This is a genomic window from Stenotrophomonas sp. ATs4 (assembly GCF_051861585.1).
GTDB lineage: Bacteria > Pseudomonadota > Gammaproteobacteria > Xanthomonadales > Xanthomonadaceae > Stenotrophomonas > Stenotrophomonas maltophilia_AS.
The window spans coordinates 472,962-488,243 of the sequence record NZ_JBLYPK010000001.1; the positions used below are offsets into that span (position 1 = coordinate 472,962).

General features: G+C 67.4%; 10 protein-coding genes. 3 read left to right on the forward strand and 7 right to left on the reverse strand.

Annotation, left to right across the window (positions count from 1 at the left end; all coding sequences use genetic code 11):
* Positions 1–3: 3 nt before the first annotated feature.
* From ABR323_RS02350 to ABR323_RS02360, 3 genes are all read right to left on the reverse strand, one after another.
* Complete coding sequence (locus ABR323_RS02350) at positions 4–423, reverse strand: hypothetical protein (protein ID WP_439448053.1); 420 nt, start codon at positions 421–423, stop codon at positions 4–6.
* A 66-nt stretch (positions 424–489) separates the two neighbouring features.
* Entirely contained in the window at positions 490–1,743 is a 1,254-nt protein-coding gene (gene glyA, locus ABR323_RS02355) for a serine hydroxymethyltransferase (protein ID WP_439448054.1), read from the reverse strand.
* Between the two features lie 183 nt (positions 1,744–1,926).
* On the reverse strand, positions 1,927–2,400 hold the full coding sequence (locus tag ABR323_RS02360) for an RcnB family protein (protein ID WP_135272280.1): 474 nt from the start codon (positions 2,398–2,400) through the stop codon (positions 1,927–1,929).
* A 252-nt stretch (positions 2,401–2,652) separates the two neighbouring features.
* On the opposite strand from ABR323_RS02360, the gene ettA reads away from it, so the two are divergent.
* The 3 genes from ettA (at position 2,653) to ABR323_RS02375 (ending at position 6,835) form a co-directional block, all read left to right on the forward strand.
* Positions 2,653–4,317, forward strand: coding sequence for an energy-dependent translational throttle protein EttA (gene ettA, locus ABR323_RS02365; RefSeq protein ID WP_135272279.1), 1,665 nt, complete (start codon positions 2,653–2,655; stop codon positions 4,315–4,317).
* An 83-nt stretch (positions 4,318–4,400) separates the two neighbouring features.
* Positions 4,401–5,717: an NCS2 family permease gene (locus tag ABR323_RS02370; protein ID WP_439448055.1), complete on the forward strand. Its 1,317-nt coding sequence runs from the start codon at positions 4,401–4,403 to the stop codon at positions 5,715–5,717.
* A 152-nt stretch (positions 5,718–5,869) separates the two neighbouring features.
* The gene (locus tag ABR323_RS02375; RefSeq protein ID WP_439448056.1) at positions 5,870–6,835 is read left to right on the forward strand and encodes a DUF4434 domain-containing protein; all 966 of its coding nucleotides are present in this window, start codon (positions 5,870–5,872) and stop codon (positions 6,833–6,835) included.
* On the opposite strand, the gene ABR323_RS02380 is transcribed toward ABR323_RS02375, so the two are convergent.
* Genes ABR323_RS02380 through wecB form a run of 4 tightly spaced genes read right to left on the reverse strand, consistent with a single transcriptional unit; the run spans position 6,829 to position 15,196 of the window.
* Positions 6,829–9,663, reverse strand: a complete 2,835-nt coding sequence (locus ABR323_RS02380) for an NfrA family protein (RefSeq protein WP_439448057.1) — start codon at positions 9,661–9,663, stop codon at positions 6,829–6,831. The genes ABR323_RS02375 and ABR323_RS02380 overlap by 7 nt on opposite strands.
* The gene (locus ABR323_RS02385) at positions 9,660–11,807 is read right to left on the reverse strand and encodes a glycosyl transferase family protein (RefSeq protein WP_439448058.1); all 2,148 of its coding nucleotides are present in this window, start codon (positions 11,805–11,807) and stop codon (positions 9,660–9,662) included. The genes ABR323_RS02380 and ABR323_RS02385 overlap by 4 nt, the downstream gene beginning before the upstream one ends.
* Positions 11,808–11,813: 6 nt before the next feature.
* Positions 11,814–14,015, reverse strand: coding sequence for a hypothetical protein (locus ABR323_RS02390; protein WP_439448059.1), 2,202 nt, complete (start codon positions 14,013–14,015; stop codon positions 11,814–11,816).
* Positions 14,012–15,196, reverse strand: a complete 1,185-nt coding sequence (gene wecB / locus ABR323_RS02395) for a non-hydrolyzing UDP-N-acetylglucosamine 2-epimerase (RefSeq protein WP_439448060.1) — start codon at positions 15,194–15,196, stop codon at positions 14,012–14,014. Before wecB ends, ABR323_RS02390 begins: the two co-directional genes overlap by 4 nt.
* Positions 15,197–15,282: the final 86 nt, after the last annotated feature.

Below are 15,282 nucleotides of genomic sequence, written 5' to 3' on the forward strand. Positions count from 1 at the left end.
ACGTCATGCGCGGCGTTTGATCCACACCAGCATCGCAGCCGGCACCATCATCGACGGGCCCAACAGCAACAAGCCGATGCCTTCGCCGTTCACGGCGATGCCCCACCACAGCGCCAGCCCCAGCGGGGGCAAGGCGGCGAGACCGCCCGCCAGCAGCATCCACCACCAGAGGCGGTGCACGTGCAGCCCGGCACGCCCCTGCAGCAGAAAACCCGCGCTGAGCCACAACCAAGCCAGGCAGCCGGCAATGCCGGCCAGGCCCCACAGCGGCATCACCGTCATCGAGGCCAGCGTGCCATGACCGAACTGGCCCAGCCCCATCAGCAGCAGCATCGTCGCCGCCGCGCCGCCCATCGCCAGGCTGGGCAGGCCAAACAGCACCGCCAGCGCGGTGTACAGGTACTTGAGGTGGCGCTCATCCATGCGCGGTTGCTCCAATGCCGGGGTCAGAGCCCTTCCCTGCGGGAACGGATCCGACCCCTGCGTCGATCAGCCGTAGACCGGGTACTTGCGGCACTGCGCGCTGACGGCATCGCGCACGCGGGCGATGACGGCGTCATCGCTCGGCGCGTCGAGCACATCGGCGATCCAGTTGGCCAGATCCACGCAGTCCTGTTCGACGTAACCGCGGGTGGTCACCGCCGGGGTACCCAGGCGCAGGCCCGAGGTCACGAACGGCGAACGCGGGTCGTTCGGCACCGAGTTCTTGTTGACGGTGATGTGGGCCTTGCCCAGCGCGGCTTCCGCGTCCTTGCCGGACACGTCCTTGCCGATCATGTCGACCAGCATCAGGTGGTTCTGGGTGCCGCCGGAGACGATCTTGTAACCGCGTGCGATCAGCGTGTTGGCCATCGCCTGGGCGTTCTTCACCACCTGCTGCTGGTAGGCCTTGAAGCCCGGTTCCAGCGCTTCCTTGAAGGCCACGGCCTTGCCGGCGATGACGTGCATCAGCGGACCGCCCTGGATGCCCGGGAACACGATGGACTGCAGCTTCTTGACCAGGTCTTCAGCCGCGCCCTTGGCAACGATGATGCCGCCGCGCGGGCCGCGCAGGGTCTTGTGGGTGGTGGAGGTGACCACGTGGGCGTGTTCCAGCGGGCTGGGGTAGACGCCTGCTGCCACCAGACCGGCAACGTGCGCCATGTCCACAAACAGGTACGCACCGACCTTGTCGGCGATGGCGCGGAAGCGCGCCCAGTCGATCACCTGCGAATAGGCCGAAAAACCGGCCACGACCATCTTCGGCTTGTGTTCCAGGGCCAGACGCTCGACTTCGTCGTAATCGATCAGGCCCTGATCGTTCACACCGTACTGCACGGCGTTGAACAGCTTGCCCGAGGCATTCACCTTGGCACCGTGGGTGAGGTGGCCACCGTGGGCCAGGCTCATGCCCAGGATGGTGTCACCCGGCTGCAGCAGCGCGAAGTAGACGGCCTGGTTGGCCTGCGAACCACTGTGCGGCTGCACGTTGGCGTAGTCCGCACCGAACAGGGTCTTCAGGCGGTCGATGGCCAGCTGTTCGGCGATATCCACGTACTCGCAGCCACCGTAGTAGCGCTTGCCCGGGTAGCCTTCGGCGTACTTGTTGGTCAGCTGGCTGCCCTGGGCTTCCATCACCGCCGGGCTGGTGTAGTTCTCGCTGGCAATCAGCTCGACGTGGTCTTCCTGGCGCTGGGTTTCAGCGGCGATGGCCTTGGCCAGTTCGGGATCGTAGGATTCGATGCGGACGTCACGCGGGAACATCGGGTACTCCAGCAGGCAGGGAAAAGGGGTACGACTCAGCCCTTGATTGTAGCCCCGCGCCGGGCTGCTGGGGCCGAAACGGACGGGGCCGGCATCCCCGAAGGAATCCGGCTCCGTATGGTTTCGATTGCGCTGCCCCGGCGTACCGGTAGATCCACGCCATGCGTGGATGTGGCCGCCAACTCAGCGGCTGTTGAGCACGTACTGAGCGATCACACCGGTAGCGATGGCAACCAGCAGCATGTTGCCGCGGTCATCGCGGATCCACTGGTGGCCATACGGCGGGCGCCGCAGCTGGTAGCGCGGGTAGTCGTTCACCACATACACCGGTCCGCGGTAGTAGTCGCGGTAGCGATGCCCGACCTTCCAGCCGTAGCCCGGGCCATAGGCCGGACGGTAGACCACGCGCGGCGGCGCCGGGCGGTAGTAGCGGTCGTGGTCGCGATGCCAGTCACGGCGATCCTCGCGATAGTCGCGCCGGGCCTCGCGGCGGTCGCGCTCCCAGTCACGGCGGTCCTGGCGCCACTCGCGGCGATCCTCCCGCCACTCGCGGCGGTCATGGTCGCGGCGATGGTCGTTGTCGGCGAAGGCCGGCGCCACCGCGCCGAGCGCCAGCACAGAGGCCACGGCGCCGGCCATTACTCGATTGATGCGCATGTCAGACCTCTGCTTGGGTGGGTGGTGAGCCCATATTGCGCACCGGATCTGAACCGTTTCCGGCTGGAAACGCTTCCCGCTGCGGGACTGTGACGGAGTATTCAGGCCGTAGCCAGCCGGCGGCCCCGCCCAGGCGCGGCCCGGAACCGGTTCCGGCTATAATTGGCGGTATTCCTTTTCAGTCTGTGCCCGCTGCCGCAACGGGATGTTCCCGTGACGGGTCGGGCGCAGGGCCGCGCCTACGGAGACCTCATGTCCTCGCAATACATCTACACCATGAACCGCGTGTCCAAGGTGGTCCCGCCGAAGCGGCAGATCATCAAGGACATCTCGCTGTCCTTCTTCCCGGGCGCGAAGATCGGCCTGCTGGGCCTGAACGGCGCCGGCAAGTCCACCGTGCTGAAGATCATGGCCGGCGTGGACACCGATTTCGAGGGCGAAGCCCGCCCGCAGGCCGGCATCAAGGTCGGTTACCTGGCGCAGGAACCGGAGCTGGACCCGACCAAGACCGTGCGTGAAGCGGTGGAAGAAGGCGTAGGCGAAGTGCTGCAGGCCCAGGCTGCGCTGGATGCGGTGTATGCCGCCTATGCCGAGGAAGGCGCCGATTTCGACGCGCTGGCCAAGGAACAGGAGCGCCTGGAGGCGATCCTTGCCGCTGGCGATGCGCACACCCTGGAAAACCAGCTGGACGTGGCCGCCGATGCGCTGCGCCTGCCGCCGTGGGACGCCGTTGTCGGCAAGCTCTCCGGTGGTGAGAAGCGCCGCGTCGCACTGTGCCGCCTGCTGCTGCAGAAGCCGGACATGCTGCTGCTCGACGAACCGACCAACCACCTCGACGCCGAGTCGGTGGAATGGCTGGAACAGTTCCTGGCGCGCTACACCGGTACCGTCGTGGCGGTCACCCATGATCGCTACTTCCTGGACAACGCCGCCGAGTGGATCCTGGAACTGGACCGCGGCCGCGGCATTCCGTGGAAGGGCAACTACACCGACTGGCTGACCCAGAAGGATGAGCGCCTGAAGCAGGAAGACAACCAGGAAAAGGCTCGCCAGAAGGCAATCCAGAAGGAACTGGAGTGGTCGCGCCAGAACGCCAAGGGTGGCCGCACCAAGGGCAAGGCCCGTCTGGCCCGCCTGGAAGAGCTGCAGTCGGTCGATTACCAGAAGCGCAACGAGACCAATGAAATCTTCATCCCGCCGGGCGAGCGCCTGGGCAACGCGGTGATGGAGTTCAAGAACGTCTCCAAGAAGTTCGGCGACCGCCTGCTGTTCGACAACCTGAACTTCCTGGTGCCCGGTGGCGCCATCGTCGGCATCATCGGCCCGAACGGTGCCGGTAAGTCGACCCTGTTCAAGATGATCACCGGCCAGGAAAAGCCGGACACCGGCGAGATCGTGGTTGGCCCGACCGTGCAGCTTTCCTATGTGGACCAGAGCCGTGACGCGCTGGAAGGCAACCACAGCGTGTTCCAGGAAATCGCTGGCGGCCTGGACATCCTCAACATCAACGGCATCGAGATCCAGTCGCGCGCCTACATCGGCCGCTTCAACTTCAAGGGCCAGGACCAGCAGAAGATGGTCGGTTCGCTGTCCGGTGGTGAGCGTGGCCGCCTGCACATGGCCAAGACCCTGCTGCAGGGTGGCAACGTGCTGCTGCTGGACGAACCGTCCAACGACCTGGACATCGAAACCCTGCGTGCACTGGAAGATGCGCTGCTGGAGTTCCCGGGCAACACCTTCGTCATTTCGCATGACCGCTGGTTCCTGGACCGCATCGCGACCCACATCCTGGCGTTCGAAGGCGATTCGCACGTGGAGTTCTTCCAGGGCAACTACCGCGAGTACGAAGAAGACAAGCGCCGCCGCATGGGCGACGACGCTGCGCCGAAGCGCCTGCGCTTCAAGGCGCTGAAGTAAGGCAACAGGAAAGGCCGCGCTCGCGCGGCCTTTCTCCTTCTGTGGGTCGCCCGCTTGCTGGCGACACCTTCGCGAGAAGCCCCATGTCCCTGCTCGAACGCCTGTTCCAGCTGCAGCAGCACGGCACCACCGTGCGTACCGAGCTGCTGGCCGGTGTCACCACTTTCCTGACGATGTCCTACATCGTCTTCGTCAACCCCGAGATCCTCGGCACCACCGGCATGGACGCAGGTGCGGTGTTCGTGGCCACCTGCCTGGCCGCTGCGCTGGGTTCGGCGGTGATGGCGCTGGCCGCCAACTTCCCGGTCGGCATGGCACCGGGCATGGGCCTGAACGCGTTCTTCGCCTTCACCGTGGTCGGTGCCGCCGGCCTGCCGTGGCAGCAGGCGCTGGGTGCGGTGTTCATTTCCGGCCTGGTGTTCCTGGTGCTGTCGCTGACCGGTGTACGCGCGTGGCTGGTGTCGGGCATTCCGTCGTCGCTACGCTCGGCCATCGTGGCTGGCATCGGCCTGTTCCTGGCGATCATCGCGCTGCAGAAATCCGGCGTGATCGTCGGCAATGAAGACACGCTTGTAGCACTGGGTCCGCTCAATACGGCGCCGCCGCTGCTGGCACTGGGCGGCTTCCTGCTGATCGCGATTCTGGAAGCACGCCGCATTCGCGGTGCGATCCTGATCGGCATCCTGGCGGTGACGGGTGCGGGCTGGGCATTGGGCGATGTGCAGTACCAGGGCCTGGTCTCGCTGCCGCCGAGCCTGGCGCCGACTTTCCTGCAGCTGGACCTGCCAGGCCTGCTGCACCATGACGGCGGCGCACCGATCGCAGTACTGCTGCAGGTGGTGCTGGTGTTCGTACTGGTGGAAGTCTTCGATGCCACCGGCACGCTGTATGGCGTGGTCGGCCGCGCCGGCCTGCTGAAGCTGCCGGGCGCGCAGAAGCGTTTCGGCCGCGCGCTGCTGGCCGACAGCACCGCGATCGTGGCCGGTTCGATGCTCGGCACCAGCAGCACCACGGCCTTTGCCGAAAGCGCCTCGGGCGTGCAGGTGGGCGGCCGTACCGGCCTGACTGCGCTGGTGGTCTCAGCGCTGTTCCTGGCCGCACTGCTGTTCTCGCCGCTTGCGGCGATGGTGCCTGGCTATGCCACCGCGCCAGCACTGCTGTTCGTGGCTGGCCTGATGCTGCGTGAGCTGGTGGAAGTGGACTGGAGCGACCTGACCGAATCGGTGCCGGCCGCGCTGTGTGCGCTGGCGATGCCGTTCACCTACTCGATTGCCAATGGTCTGGCGTTCGGCTTCATCGCCTATGCCGCGCTGAAGGCCGGTACCGGGCGCTGGCGCGAAGTGCATCCGGCCGTGTGGCTGGTGGCGGTGCTGTTTACCCTGCGCTACGCGCTGGAATAAGCGGTAGGCGATGCCGGTCAGCGGCCGGCACTACCGGGGCACGCTTCGGCCAGCAGCCGGCACAACCGGGCGGGGTTCACCCGCCACGCACGGGGCTTTGGGATGATGCGGGCATGGTTCGGCCTGACCTTCCTACGGATCCGTGTTCGCCGTTGCGCAGGCGTCTGCTGCGCGCGGCAGTGCTGGCACCGCTGGCCGGTGCGCTGACCACCCTGCCCGGCTGCTCGCTGCCGGTGCAGGTGGATGGCACCTTCCTGCAGCCCTGGCGCAGCCACCTGCAGTGGGGCCTGGCCGACTGGCAGCGTTCGTTGAAGCTGGCACATACGCTGGGCTGCCGGCAGCTGGTGCTGCAATGGACCGGCATCGTCGGTGGCAGCGACGGCGACTGGTCACTGCCCGACGGCAGCCTGCAGCGACTGTTCACCGCCGCCAGCGAGAACGACATCCGCATCCGCGTCGGCCTGCCCTTCCAGCAACGCTGGTGGCAGGCGATCGGCGCAGACGACGCCACGCTGCAGGCCTTCCTGGCCGAGAGCCTGGCGCACGCACGCAGCTGGTTGGCACAGGCGCCCTGGGCGCAGCAGCCGGCCTTCGGGGGCTGGTACCTGCCCTACGAACTGGAGCAGTACCACTGGGCCGATCCGGCCCGCCAGCAATGGCTGGCGCAGTGGCTGCATGGGCTGGTGCAGGCCGCCAGCACGCGCGGCGGTGACTGTGCGATCTCCTGTTATTTCAGCCGCCTGCAGACCGATGGCAACCTGGTCACGCTGTGGCAGGCGGTGCTGGCACTGGCCACGCTGCGGCCGATGGTGCAGGACGGCGTGGGGGTTGCCGGCGCCGGCAACGTGCAGCAGCTTCAGCCGTTGCTCGATCATTTCCACGCACATGGCATCGGTTTCGATGCGATCGTTGAACTGTTCCGCGAACTGCCCGGCGACCCTGCCGACGGCAGCGGATTCAAGGGCGAAACCGCCGATGCCGCGCGCATCCAGCGGCAGCTGGCATGGGCACGCAACAGCGGCGCACAGCACGTGCTGGTCTATGCGCTGGAGCCATGGCTGACCCAGGACACACCGCAGGCCGCAGCGCTGCGGCGACGCTGGGGCCTGCCTCAGTAGTAGAGGATGGCGGTGGCGAACAGGCCCTTGGCGCGCTGCGTATCACCGCCGCCGATGGCGAAGCGGTACTGCACGGTCAGGTCCAGGTAGGAACGCGGGGTGTTGTAGTGGTCCTCGCGGAACCAGTAGCGCACGCCCACGCCCGGCCCTGCGCCCAGTGACCAGCTGCGCTGCGTATCGTTGAGCGCGAACGACTGCGCAGGGAACGACGGGTAACGGATATCGCGCACGCGCGAGCGCTGGTCCAGCCAATCGGCGCCCACCACCACATAGGGTGTGATCACCCAATGCGTCTGTCCGGCACCGAAACGGAAGCTGCGCCCGGCGCGCAGTTCACCGGCAGCGAACCACTGTTCGCGATGCAGGCGCCCGTTGGCATCGCCGATCCGCCGCACCGGCGTGCCATTGGCATCGAGTGCATCGAGGGTGAAGCTGGCGCTGTTGTCGTCCCAGCTGTAGCCCCCCTGCGCATAGCCGCTGACCATCCACCACTGGTTCACATCAGTGCGCAGATCGGTGCCGTGGTAATAGCCGTAGGTCAGGTAGGACATCCAGCCACCGGAACCGCTGGCCAAGCGGTAGCGGGCCAGCGTGCTGGCTTCCAGCGGTGGGTTCAGCGCCAGCTGCAGGCGGCATTGCACGGCCGCCGATGCGGGATAGACATCGCCCGCGCGGGTGGCGCTGCCGAGGAACTGGCGGCGCTCGATGCCGGCGCTCAGGCCGGTCTGGCCGAAGGCGTAGCGCATGCCGAACGAGGCGATGGTGGACGGCCAGCCAGTGGTGGAACGCGAATGGCTGAGACGTTCGGCGCGTGCGCGTGCATCCGGTGTCGATTCGCCGGTGCACGGATCCACTGCGCGGATCGATTCGTAGGTGCCGCCCTGGTCGTACAGCGTGTTGAGCAGGCGTGCGTAGAGTTCGAGCGTGCCGTGCTGGTCGTTGAAAGCCGGGGGCCGCCAGAACGCCTCCAGCGTGCTGAACACCGAATCGCCGGGTGTGCTGATCGCCGCACCGCCGACATTGGTCGCCGCCTGGCGCGCACCACGGAAACCCGCCGAGGCGATCACGCCCCACTCGCGCGAGTAATTGGCGATGGCATTGCGCACGTTGTAGCGCTGGCGCTCATCCAGTGGCAGCTCACCGGCATCGGCACGATCAATGGCGCTACGCAGCAGCGTCACCGCCTGTGGATGGTCGCCGTTGGCTGCGCTGGCGTAGGCCTGGTCGAGCACGACGCTTTTCGGTGCCTTGCCGGTGGCCTCGGCGGCACGGAAGTCGGCCAGTGCGCGCGCCGGTTCATGGGCCTTCTGGTTGAGGTAGCCGCGTTGCATCAGCGCCCCCGCGTCATCAGGGTGCTGTGCCAGCGCCGCATCCAGGCGCTGCCGCGCTTCGTCCTGCTGGGTACGGTTGCCCGACGCCAGTGTGGTGGTCAGCAGGCCTTGCAGGTTCGCGTCGTCCGGTGCGAGCTGCACGGCCTGCCGTGCCTCACCGATGGCATCGGCGTAATCCTGGCGCGCGTAGGCAGCGTAGGCACGCTGTGCGGCACCGCCATCGCCCTGCAGGTCGGCCGGCACCAGTTCGCAGATGTTGCCGCTGTCACCGGACTGGCAGTGCTGGACCGGTGCCGGGTAGGCTTCGGCGCTGATGCGGGGAAGGTCGCGACTGGAACGGATCGCCCGGCTGCGTTGCTCGATGCCCTGCTGCAGCAGCTGCCGTGACCGTGCATCGCCTTCACCTGCCGGTACCGCCGCCTGCAACGGTGCCAGCAGTGCAGCTGCGCGTACCCGATCACCTGCGGCCAGTGCCGCATCCACTGCCAGCAGTCGCACGTTGCGCTGCTGCGCGGTTGATCCCGGCGTGGCAAGCGCGGCGTCGAAGTCCTCATTGGCGAGCACGCTATTGCCCTGGCGCTGGCGCAGGTAGCCGCGCATCACCCGGGCGTTGAGATCGCTGCCGTCGATCTTCAGCGCCTGGTCGGCCCTACGCTCGGCGTCGACCAACTGCCCACCCTGCAGCTGCGCGGTGATCAGCAGCAGCCGGTACGAAGCAACGTCGGGTGCCAGTTCCACGGCGGCGTGCGCCTGCTCAGTTGCGGCAGCATCCTCGCCTGCGGACAGCGATTGGTAGGCCAGCTGGGCCTGCAGCAGCGCGCGTTGGCGGTTCAGTGTCACGCGTCGCGCGCGCAGTTCTTCGACATTCGGTGCGCCCAACTGCAGCGCGGTGCCGATGGCGGCGTCGGCCTGTTCGGGCTGTTGCTGTGCCTCCAGCGCCGCCACCCACAGCAGGGCCCATGCGCCCTGTTCCGGTTGCTGCCGGAACGCCTGCTCGGCCTTGCTGGCTGCTTCTCCCATGCGTCCGCCGTCATAGGCGGCGTAGGCCTCGGTGGCCAGCGCGTAGGCCTGCTGCCTGCTGCGGTCTGCGGCGCTGCCAACCGGACGCGATGGCGATGCAGCACGCGCGCCGGTACGGTCCGTGGAGGTGCTGCGTGCAGCGGTGGCCGCCGCCAGCGCCGGCAAGGCCGGATCCTTCATCCCCGCGTCCAGCGCACGGCGCGCCTGCTGCTGCGCTTCTGCGCCACGACCAAGCTTCTGCAGCGCATAGATCTGCAGCAGGCGCAGCCGCACCACATCCGGTCGCAACCGGATCGCTTCGCTGGACTGCTGGTAGGCCGCACGGTAATCACCGCGCTCATAGGCGGCAAACGCCTGCTCGGCGATGCGGTAGGCCGCACCGGACAGCGGCAGTGCCACATCGGCCTGCGCCAGCACCGGCGCGGCCGCCGTGGCCAGTGCCACGGCAATGACGGTGGACAGCAGCGTGGTCTTCATGCCGGCAAGGCTCCGGGAGGCGGCGACTGCAGCGCGGCCGCTCGCCGGCGCTGCTCCTGCATGGCCTGGGCCACGGCGTCTTCAGTGGTGATGCCCTGCTTGACCAGGTAATCGCCGATGCGGCCGTCGCGCTGCGGCATGTAGTCGTCCAGTGCGATCTCGAAGCGTGCGTGATCGATCAGGCGCATTTCCACCAACAGGTCGCCCAGCAGGGGCACGTTGTCCAGGTGCCAGTGCTGGTCGCCGCCGATCAGGCGCAGACCGGCGTTGATTTCGCTTTCGCGGGCAATGCTCTGTTCGATGTGCTCGCTGCGGGTTTCCTGCTTCAGCAGTGCCAAGGCGTCTTCGGGCAACGGACTGGCTACGGCCAGCCGCAACGTTCCTTGCTGGCGCGGCGGCAGCGGCAGCATGCGCCATTGCACGCAGGCTTCGGCACTGACCGGGAACTGGCAGGCACGCAGGTAATCCACATCGATCACGGCGCGCTGCAGGTCACCCTGGAAGGCAATGGCCTCGGCCAGGGTTTCATCATCCAGCCAGCCCTGGGTGAGCAGGATGCGACCCAGGGGTTGCTGTCGACCTTCGTGCTGCTGTTGCAGTGCCTGCTGCAGGTGTTCGGGTTCGACCGCCTGCCAGGTGCTCAGCAGTTCACCCAGCTGCTTGCGGGTCTGCACCAGCTGCGCCGCATCGGGGAAATCGTGCATGGTCTTGTCCCAGACCATGCGCTTGCCGAACAGCAGGTAGGCCAGGAACACTTTCCATGCACGCGCGGTGGCCATGAAATTGATCATGTTGCCGACCACCATGCGTGGGATCGACATCAGCGCATGTTCCCAGCCATACAGGCGGTTGACGAAGTAGAAACGCTGCACGACGCGGGTCGCCAACGCCGCAGTGGTCAGCAGCGCCACGTTCATCTGCCAGGTGCCGGCCTGGAACACGCTGGGGAACTGCATCGTCCACAGCCCGGTCATCTTCAACAGCCAGAACAGCAGCAGCTGCAGGAAGATGAGGTACGCGATGATGCTGACGAACGAGGTGATGATGCCCTTGCGGTCACGTGCCAGCAGGTACTTGGTGGCCAGCGAGCCACGCCAGCCCAGCGATTCCCAGCTCTGCAGGCCGATGCCCAGCACCCAGCGCGCCTTCTGCCGGTACGACGCGCGGAAGTTGTCGGGGAAGTACTCGCGCACGCACAGCGCCATCTGTTGAGTGCGCTCACGCACCGGTCCCCAGCCGAACCACGACGGCCGACGCACGCGGAACTGCACCGGGAAGCGGGCGAAGATCGACTGCATGCCCATCGCCGCCAGTCGCGCACCAACGTCGTAATCCTCGGTGAGGCTGTCGGTGTTGAAGGGCTGGTTGTCGGTCTGCGCGCTCAGCGCCAGCAGCGCGCGCCGCGAGAAGCAGGTACCGACGCCTGCGGAGGGCACCATGCCGGACACGCTCTCGCGTACCACCAGATCCTTGGCGTGCCATTCGGCGAATTCGTCCATGTAGACGCCGGCCACCAGTTCGTACCACTCGCGGTCCAGCGAAGTGACCGGCAACTGGATCATGTCCTTGCGCGGCAGCAGGTAGTTGTAGAAGCGCAGTTCCATCGGGTGCAGCACGTCCTCGCTGTCGTGCAGGATCACGCCGGCGAACTCGACGTCGTGGCGCTTCTCATAATCGAAGATCGCCAGGATCAGCCAGTTCAGGCAGTCGGCCTTGCTGGTCGGCCCGTCGTGCGGCACCTCCACGCGGCGCAGGCGCTTGTAGCGGCGGCGCATGCGCTCGACTTCATCGATGGTCTGCGGGTCGTTGGGATAGGTGCCGACGAACACGACGTACTCGCGGTAGTCGAGCACGTTGATCATGTTCTCCACCATCTGTGCGATGACGTCGTACTCCATCCACGCCGGCACCATGATCGCCAGCGGCTGTTGCGGCCGCTGCATCAGGTCTTCCTGGGTCAGTGGCCGGTACGCTTCGCGACGCTTGATGGTCAGCGCGCGCCAGCCCTCGCGCACCCAGTACCAGACATCGATGAACAGGTCATCGAGGCTGGAGATCAGGATCAGCACGGCCACCGCCGCCGCCGTGGTTTCAAGGGCGGCGTAGTAGTTGGCCAGCTGGATGTTCCAGAACAGACCGTCCACGGTGGATCAGTGCCCTGTGTTGGCGGACTTGCGGCGGCGCACCTGGGTGACGCGGGCGGCCAGCAGCGCGAACACGATCACGCCGACCAGCAGCAGCAACCAGACCATGTGCCGTTCCCACTTCGATTGCGGATTGCCATCCTGGGCAACGCGGCTCCCGTAAGGATCCTGGCGATCGAACTCACGCACGGCATCACTGCCGTCGAGCACCGCAAGATCACCGCGCAGCAGCCGGAACGCTGCGCCGAATGACGGTGCCTGTGCGCCCAGGTCGCTGTACAGCACGCCGAGCTGGCCGCCGGAGGTGCCGACCTGCACCACTGCGGCGCGGTCCAGGCCGCTGACATCCAGCAGCGGCTGCGGCTTGCCGCCGATCAGCAGGTGGCCGTCCTTCAGGCCGGCCACATCGACTCCCGACGGCGCCACACCGAAGGCCAGCCACGGCGCACCCGGGCTGACCGTCGCACCGGCATCGACCACCTTCAGTTCCGACGCCTCCGGCGAGGCGCCCACTGCACTGGCCACCGCGATCACCTTGCGCAGCGATGCCGGCGCATCCTGCAGCCACGTGGCGGGCACGAACACCTGGTTGCCGCGCGACAGCTGGCTGCTGGCGCCGACGAAATCACTGCCCAGCGAACGCTTGGCCAGCGTCAGGTGGCTGCTGGGCAGGATCGAGACCGGATAGGCGGTGGCCGGATCGTGGCAATAGGGGCGTGCCGGCTGGCGGAGGAAGCTGACGCGGATCTCGTTGCGCGCCGACAGCGCGTAGGCCGGCACCTTGGCCACCAGCCGCTGCGGCTGGGCGTTGGTCGACAGCACCTTGCCGCCCAGCAGGTAGTCATTGAAGTGGATCGTGGCCACCGCGCCCTGCCCGGCCGCATTGGGGGCCGCCGAGACATCGATCACTACCTCCTCCGGCAGGCGCCCATCAGCCGACAGTGCGCCGAGATCGAAGGTGGCGCTGCGGTCGGCGCGGGTGACGACATCCATCGTGCCGGCGATGTTGCCGAGCCGGCTCAGCAGCACCTGGTCACCGTCCAGCTTCGGCGTGCCCGCTGCGCTGACCTGCAGGCTGCGGCCGAGCGCGTAGCTGCGCCACTGTTCGGCGAAGAGTCCGGCAACCTTGCCCGCCGCCGCCGGGTCGACCACCAGCGTCGGACGGCCGGCAACGACCACCACGCTGACCGAGGCGGTGGCCGCGGGCTTTTCCAGGCCGCCCATGTCGGTACCGCGCCACGCGGTGAACGCCGTGCCCGCGTCGGCGCCAGCGGTGGCAACCTGTGCGGCCAGCGCATCCAGTGCCGCGCGCACGCCGGCCCGCAGCGCATCGCTGCCGATCATCACATCGGCGGCCAAGGGCCCGCTGTCTCGCAGCGACAGCAGCGCACCGACTTCGGCCAGATCCTTGATCGCGTATGCCCGCTCCCCTGAAGCCAGCGCAGCATAGGCCGGCACGCCCTGCAGGCTGGCCGGCACATTGATACCGGTCAGGTCGACACTGTCACCGACCTTCGGCAACGCCACCACCTGCACCTGCTTGCCCCCGGCCTGCAGCGCGGTGCCGATGCGCCAGGCCGCGTCGTAGGCGGGCACCTGCAGGGCCTTGCCGTCCACCAGCAGGCGCACCTGCGGTGGCAGCGCGCCCCAGGCCTTGGCCACGGTATCCACGGCGCGGCCGTCGAAGCGGTAGCTGAAGCGCGAGTCCGGCGACAGCCGCAGCACGTTGGCCGGCGCACTCTGGTCGGCGCACTGGTAATCGGAAACGATCGACCACCAGCCGACGCCGACCCGCACGAAGCCGTTCTGGCGGGGTTCGCCATCAATGGCCAGCAGCTGGCTGGCGTCACCCTGTGCATCGGTGATCGAGCGCGCGGCGATCGGATCGCCATCGACCGACCACAACCCGGACGTGCGCCCAGCATGGCCGCGCACATAGCGCCCATCCAGCTGCAGCTGTGCGTCGCGGGTGGCGACGCCGGCCGGCACCGGCAGGTAGATCTCGCGCTGGCTTTCCTGCCCGCTCAGCACCAGTGGCTGGCGGAAGCCAAGTTCGCGCAGGGTCATCTGCCGGCTGACCGTGCTGTCGCCACTCCATTCGGCGAACTGGCCGGCGACGCTGTCGGCGGCATGGGCACTGCCAACCACGCCCGACAGGACGAACGCGACGGCGGATGTAAACAGGGGAGAGCAGCCGGTCTGGGTCATGGCGTCACTTCGCGTGGATGGGGGTGGGCGGTACCGCCGCTGCGGAGACCGGGCGAGAATTCGGGAAGGGGCGTGCCGTGCAGGGCCGCGACAATGCGCGCGCTGGCGCGGCCATCGCCGTAGGGGCTGGCGTCGGGATCGAAGCGGGTCGGGTGCGGTGGTTGTGCCAGTGCCGCGTTGACCGCCTCGACAATGCGCGAGGGCGTGGTGCCGACCAGGGTCACCACCCCGGCCTCGACCGCCTCTGGACGTTCGGTGACATCGCGCATGACAAGAACGGGCTTGGCCAGCGCGGGCGCTTCTTCCTGCACGCCGCCCGAATCGGTGAGGATGACGTCGGCGCGCTGCATCAGGCGCACGAAGCGCAGGTAGTCCTGCGGCGGCACCAGGTGCACGTTGTCGAGATGACCAAGGTGGGCGTTGACCGGGCCCTGCACGTTCGGGTTGAGATGCACCGGGTACAGCACCTGCAGGTCCGGCCGCCGGGCCAACTCGGCCAGTGCCCGGCAGATGTCCTCGAAGCCCTGGCCGAAGCTCTCCCGGCGATGGCCGGTGACCAGCAGCAGGCGCCGCTGCGGGTCAAGCATGTGGAAGGGTTCGTCAGCCCGCGCGCGCAGCGCCGGATCGGCATCCAGCCGCTCTACGGTCTGCTGCAGGGCATCAATGACGGTGTTGCCGGTGACCAGGATCTGCCCGCCCAGGTGTTCACCGGCCAGGTTGGCACGCGAGCTGGGCGTGGGCGCGTACAGCTGGTGGCCGACCACATCGATCACCCGCCGGTTCATTTCCTCCGGCCACGGCCGGTTGATGTCGCCGGTGCGCAGTCCGGCCTCGACATGACCGATCGGAATGCGGTGGTGGAACGCGGCCAGCGCGGCGGTCATCGCCGTGGTGGTGTCGCCATGCACCAGTACCCGGTCCGGACGGACCTGCGTGTACAGCGCATCAAGCCGTTCGAACAACTTGGAGCACAGGCCATTGAGGGTCTGGTTGGGCACCATGACATCGAGGTCGTGGTCGGCGGTGATCTCGAACAGCGACATCACCTGGTCCAGCATCGCCCGGTGCTGGCCGGTGATGCAGACCACCGATTCGATGTCCGCAGCCTCTGCCAGGGCCCGCACCAGCGGCCCCATCTTGATCGCTTCCGGCCGCGTGCCGAACACCGACAGGACCTTCACCGCAGCGCTCCCGAGGGCCGGCGCGGGGGAATGCAGGCAGCTGTAGCCACGTCTGGATCCTTTCGGCGTTCCCGTCCAGCACCCGC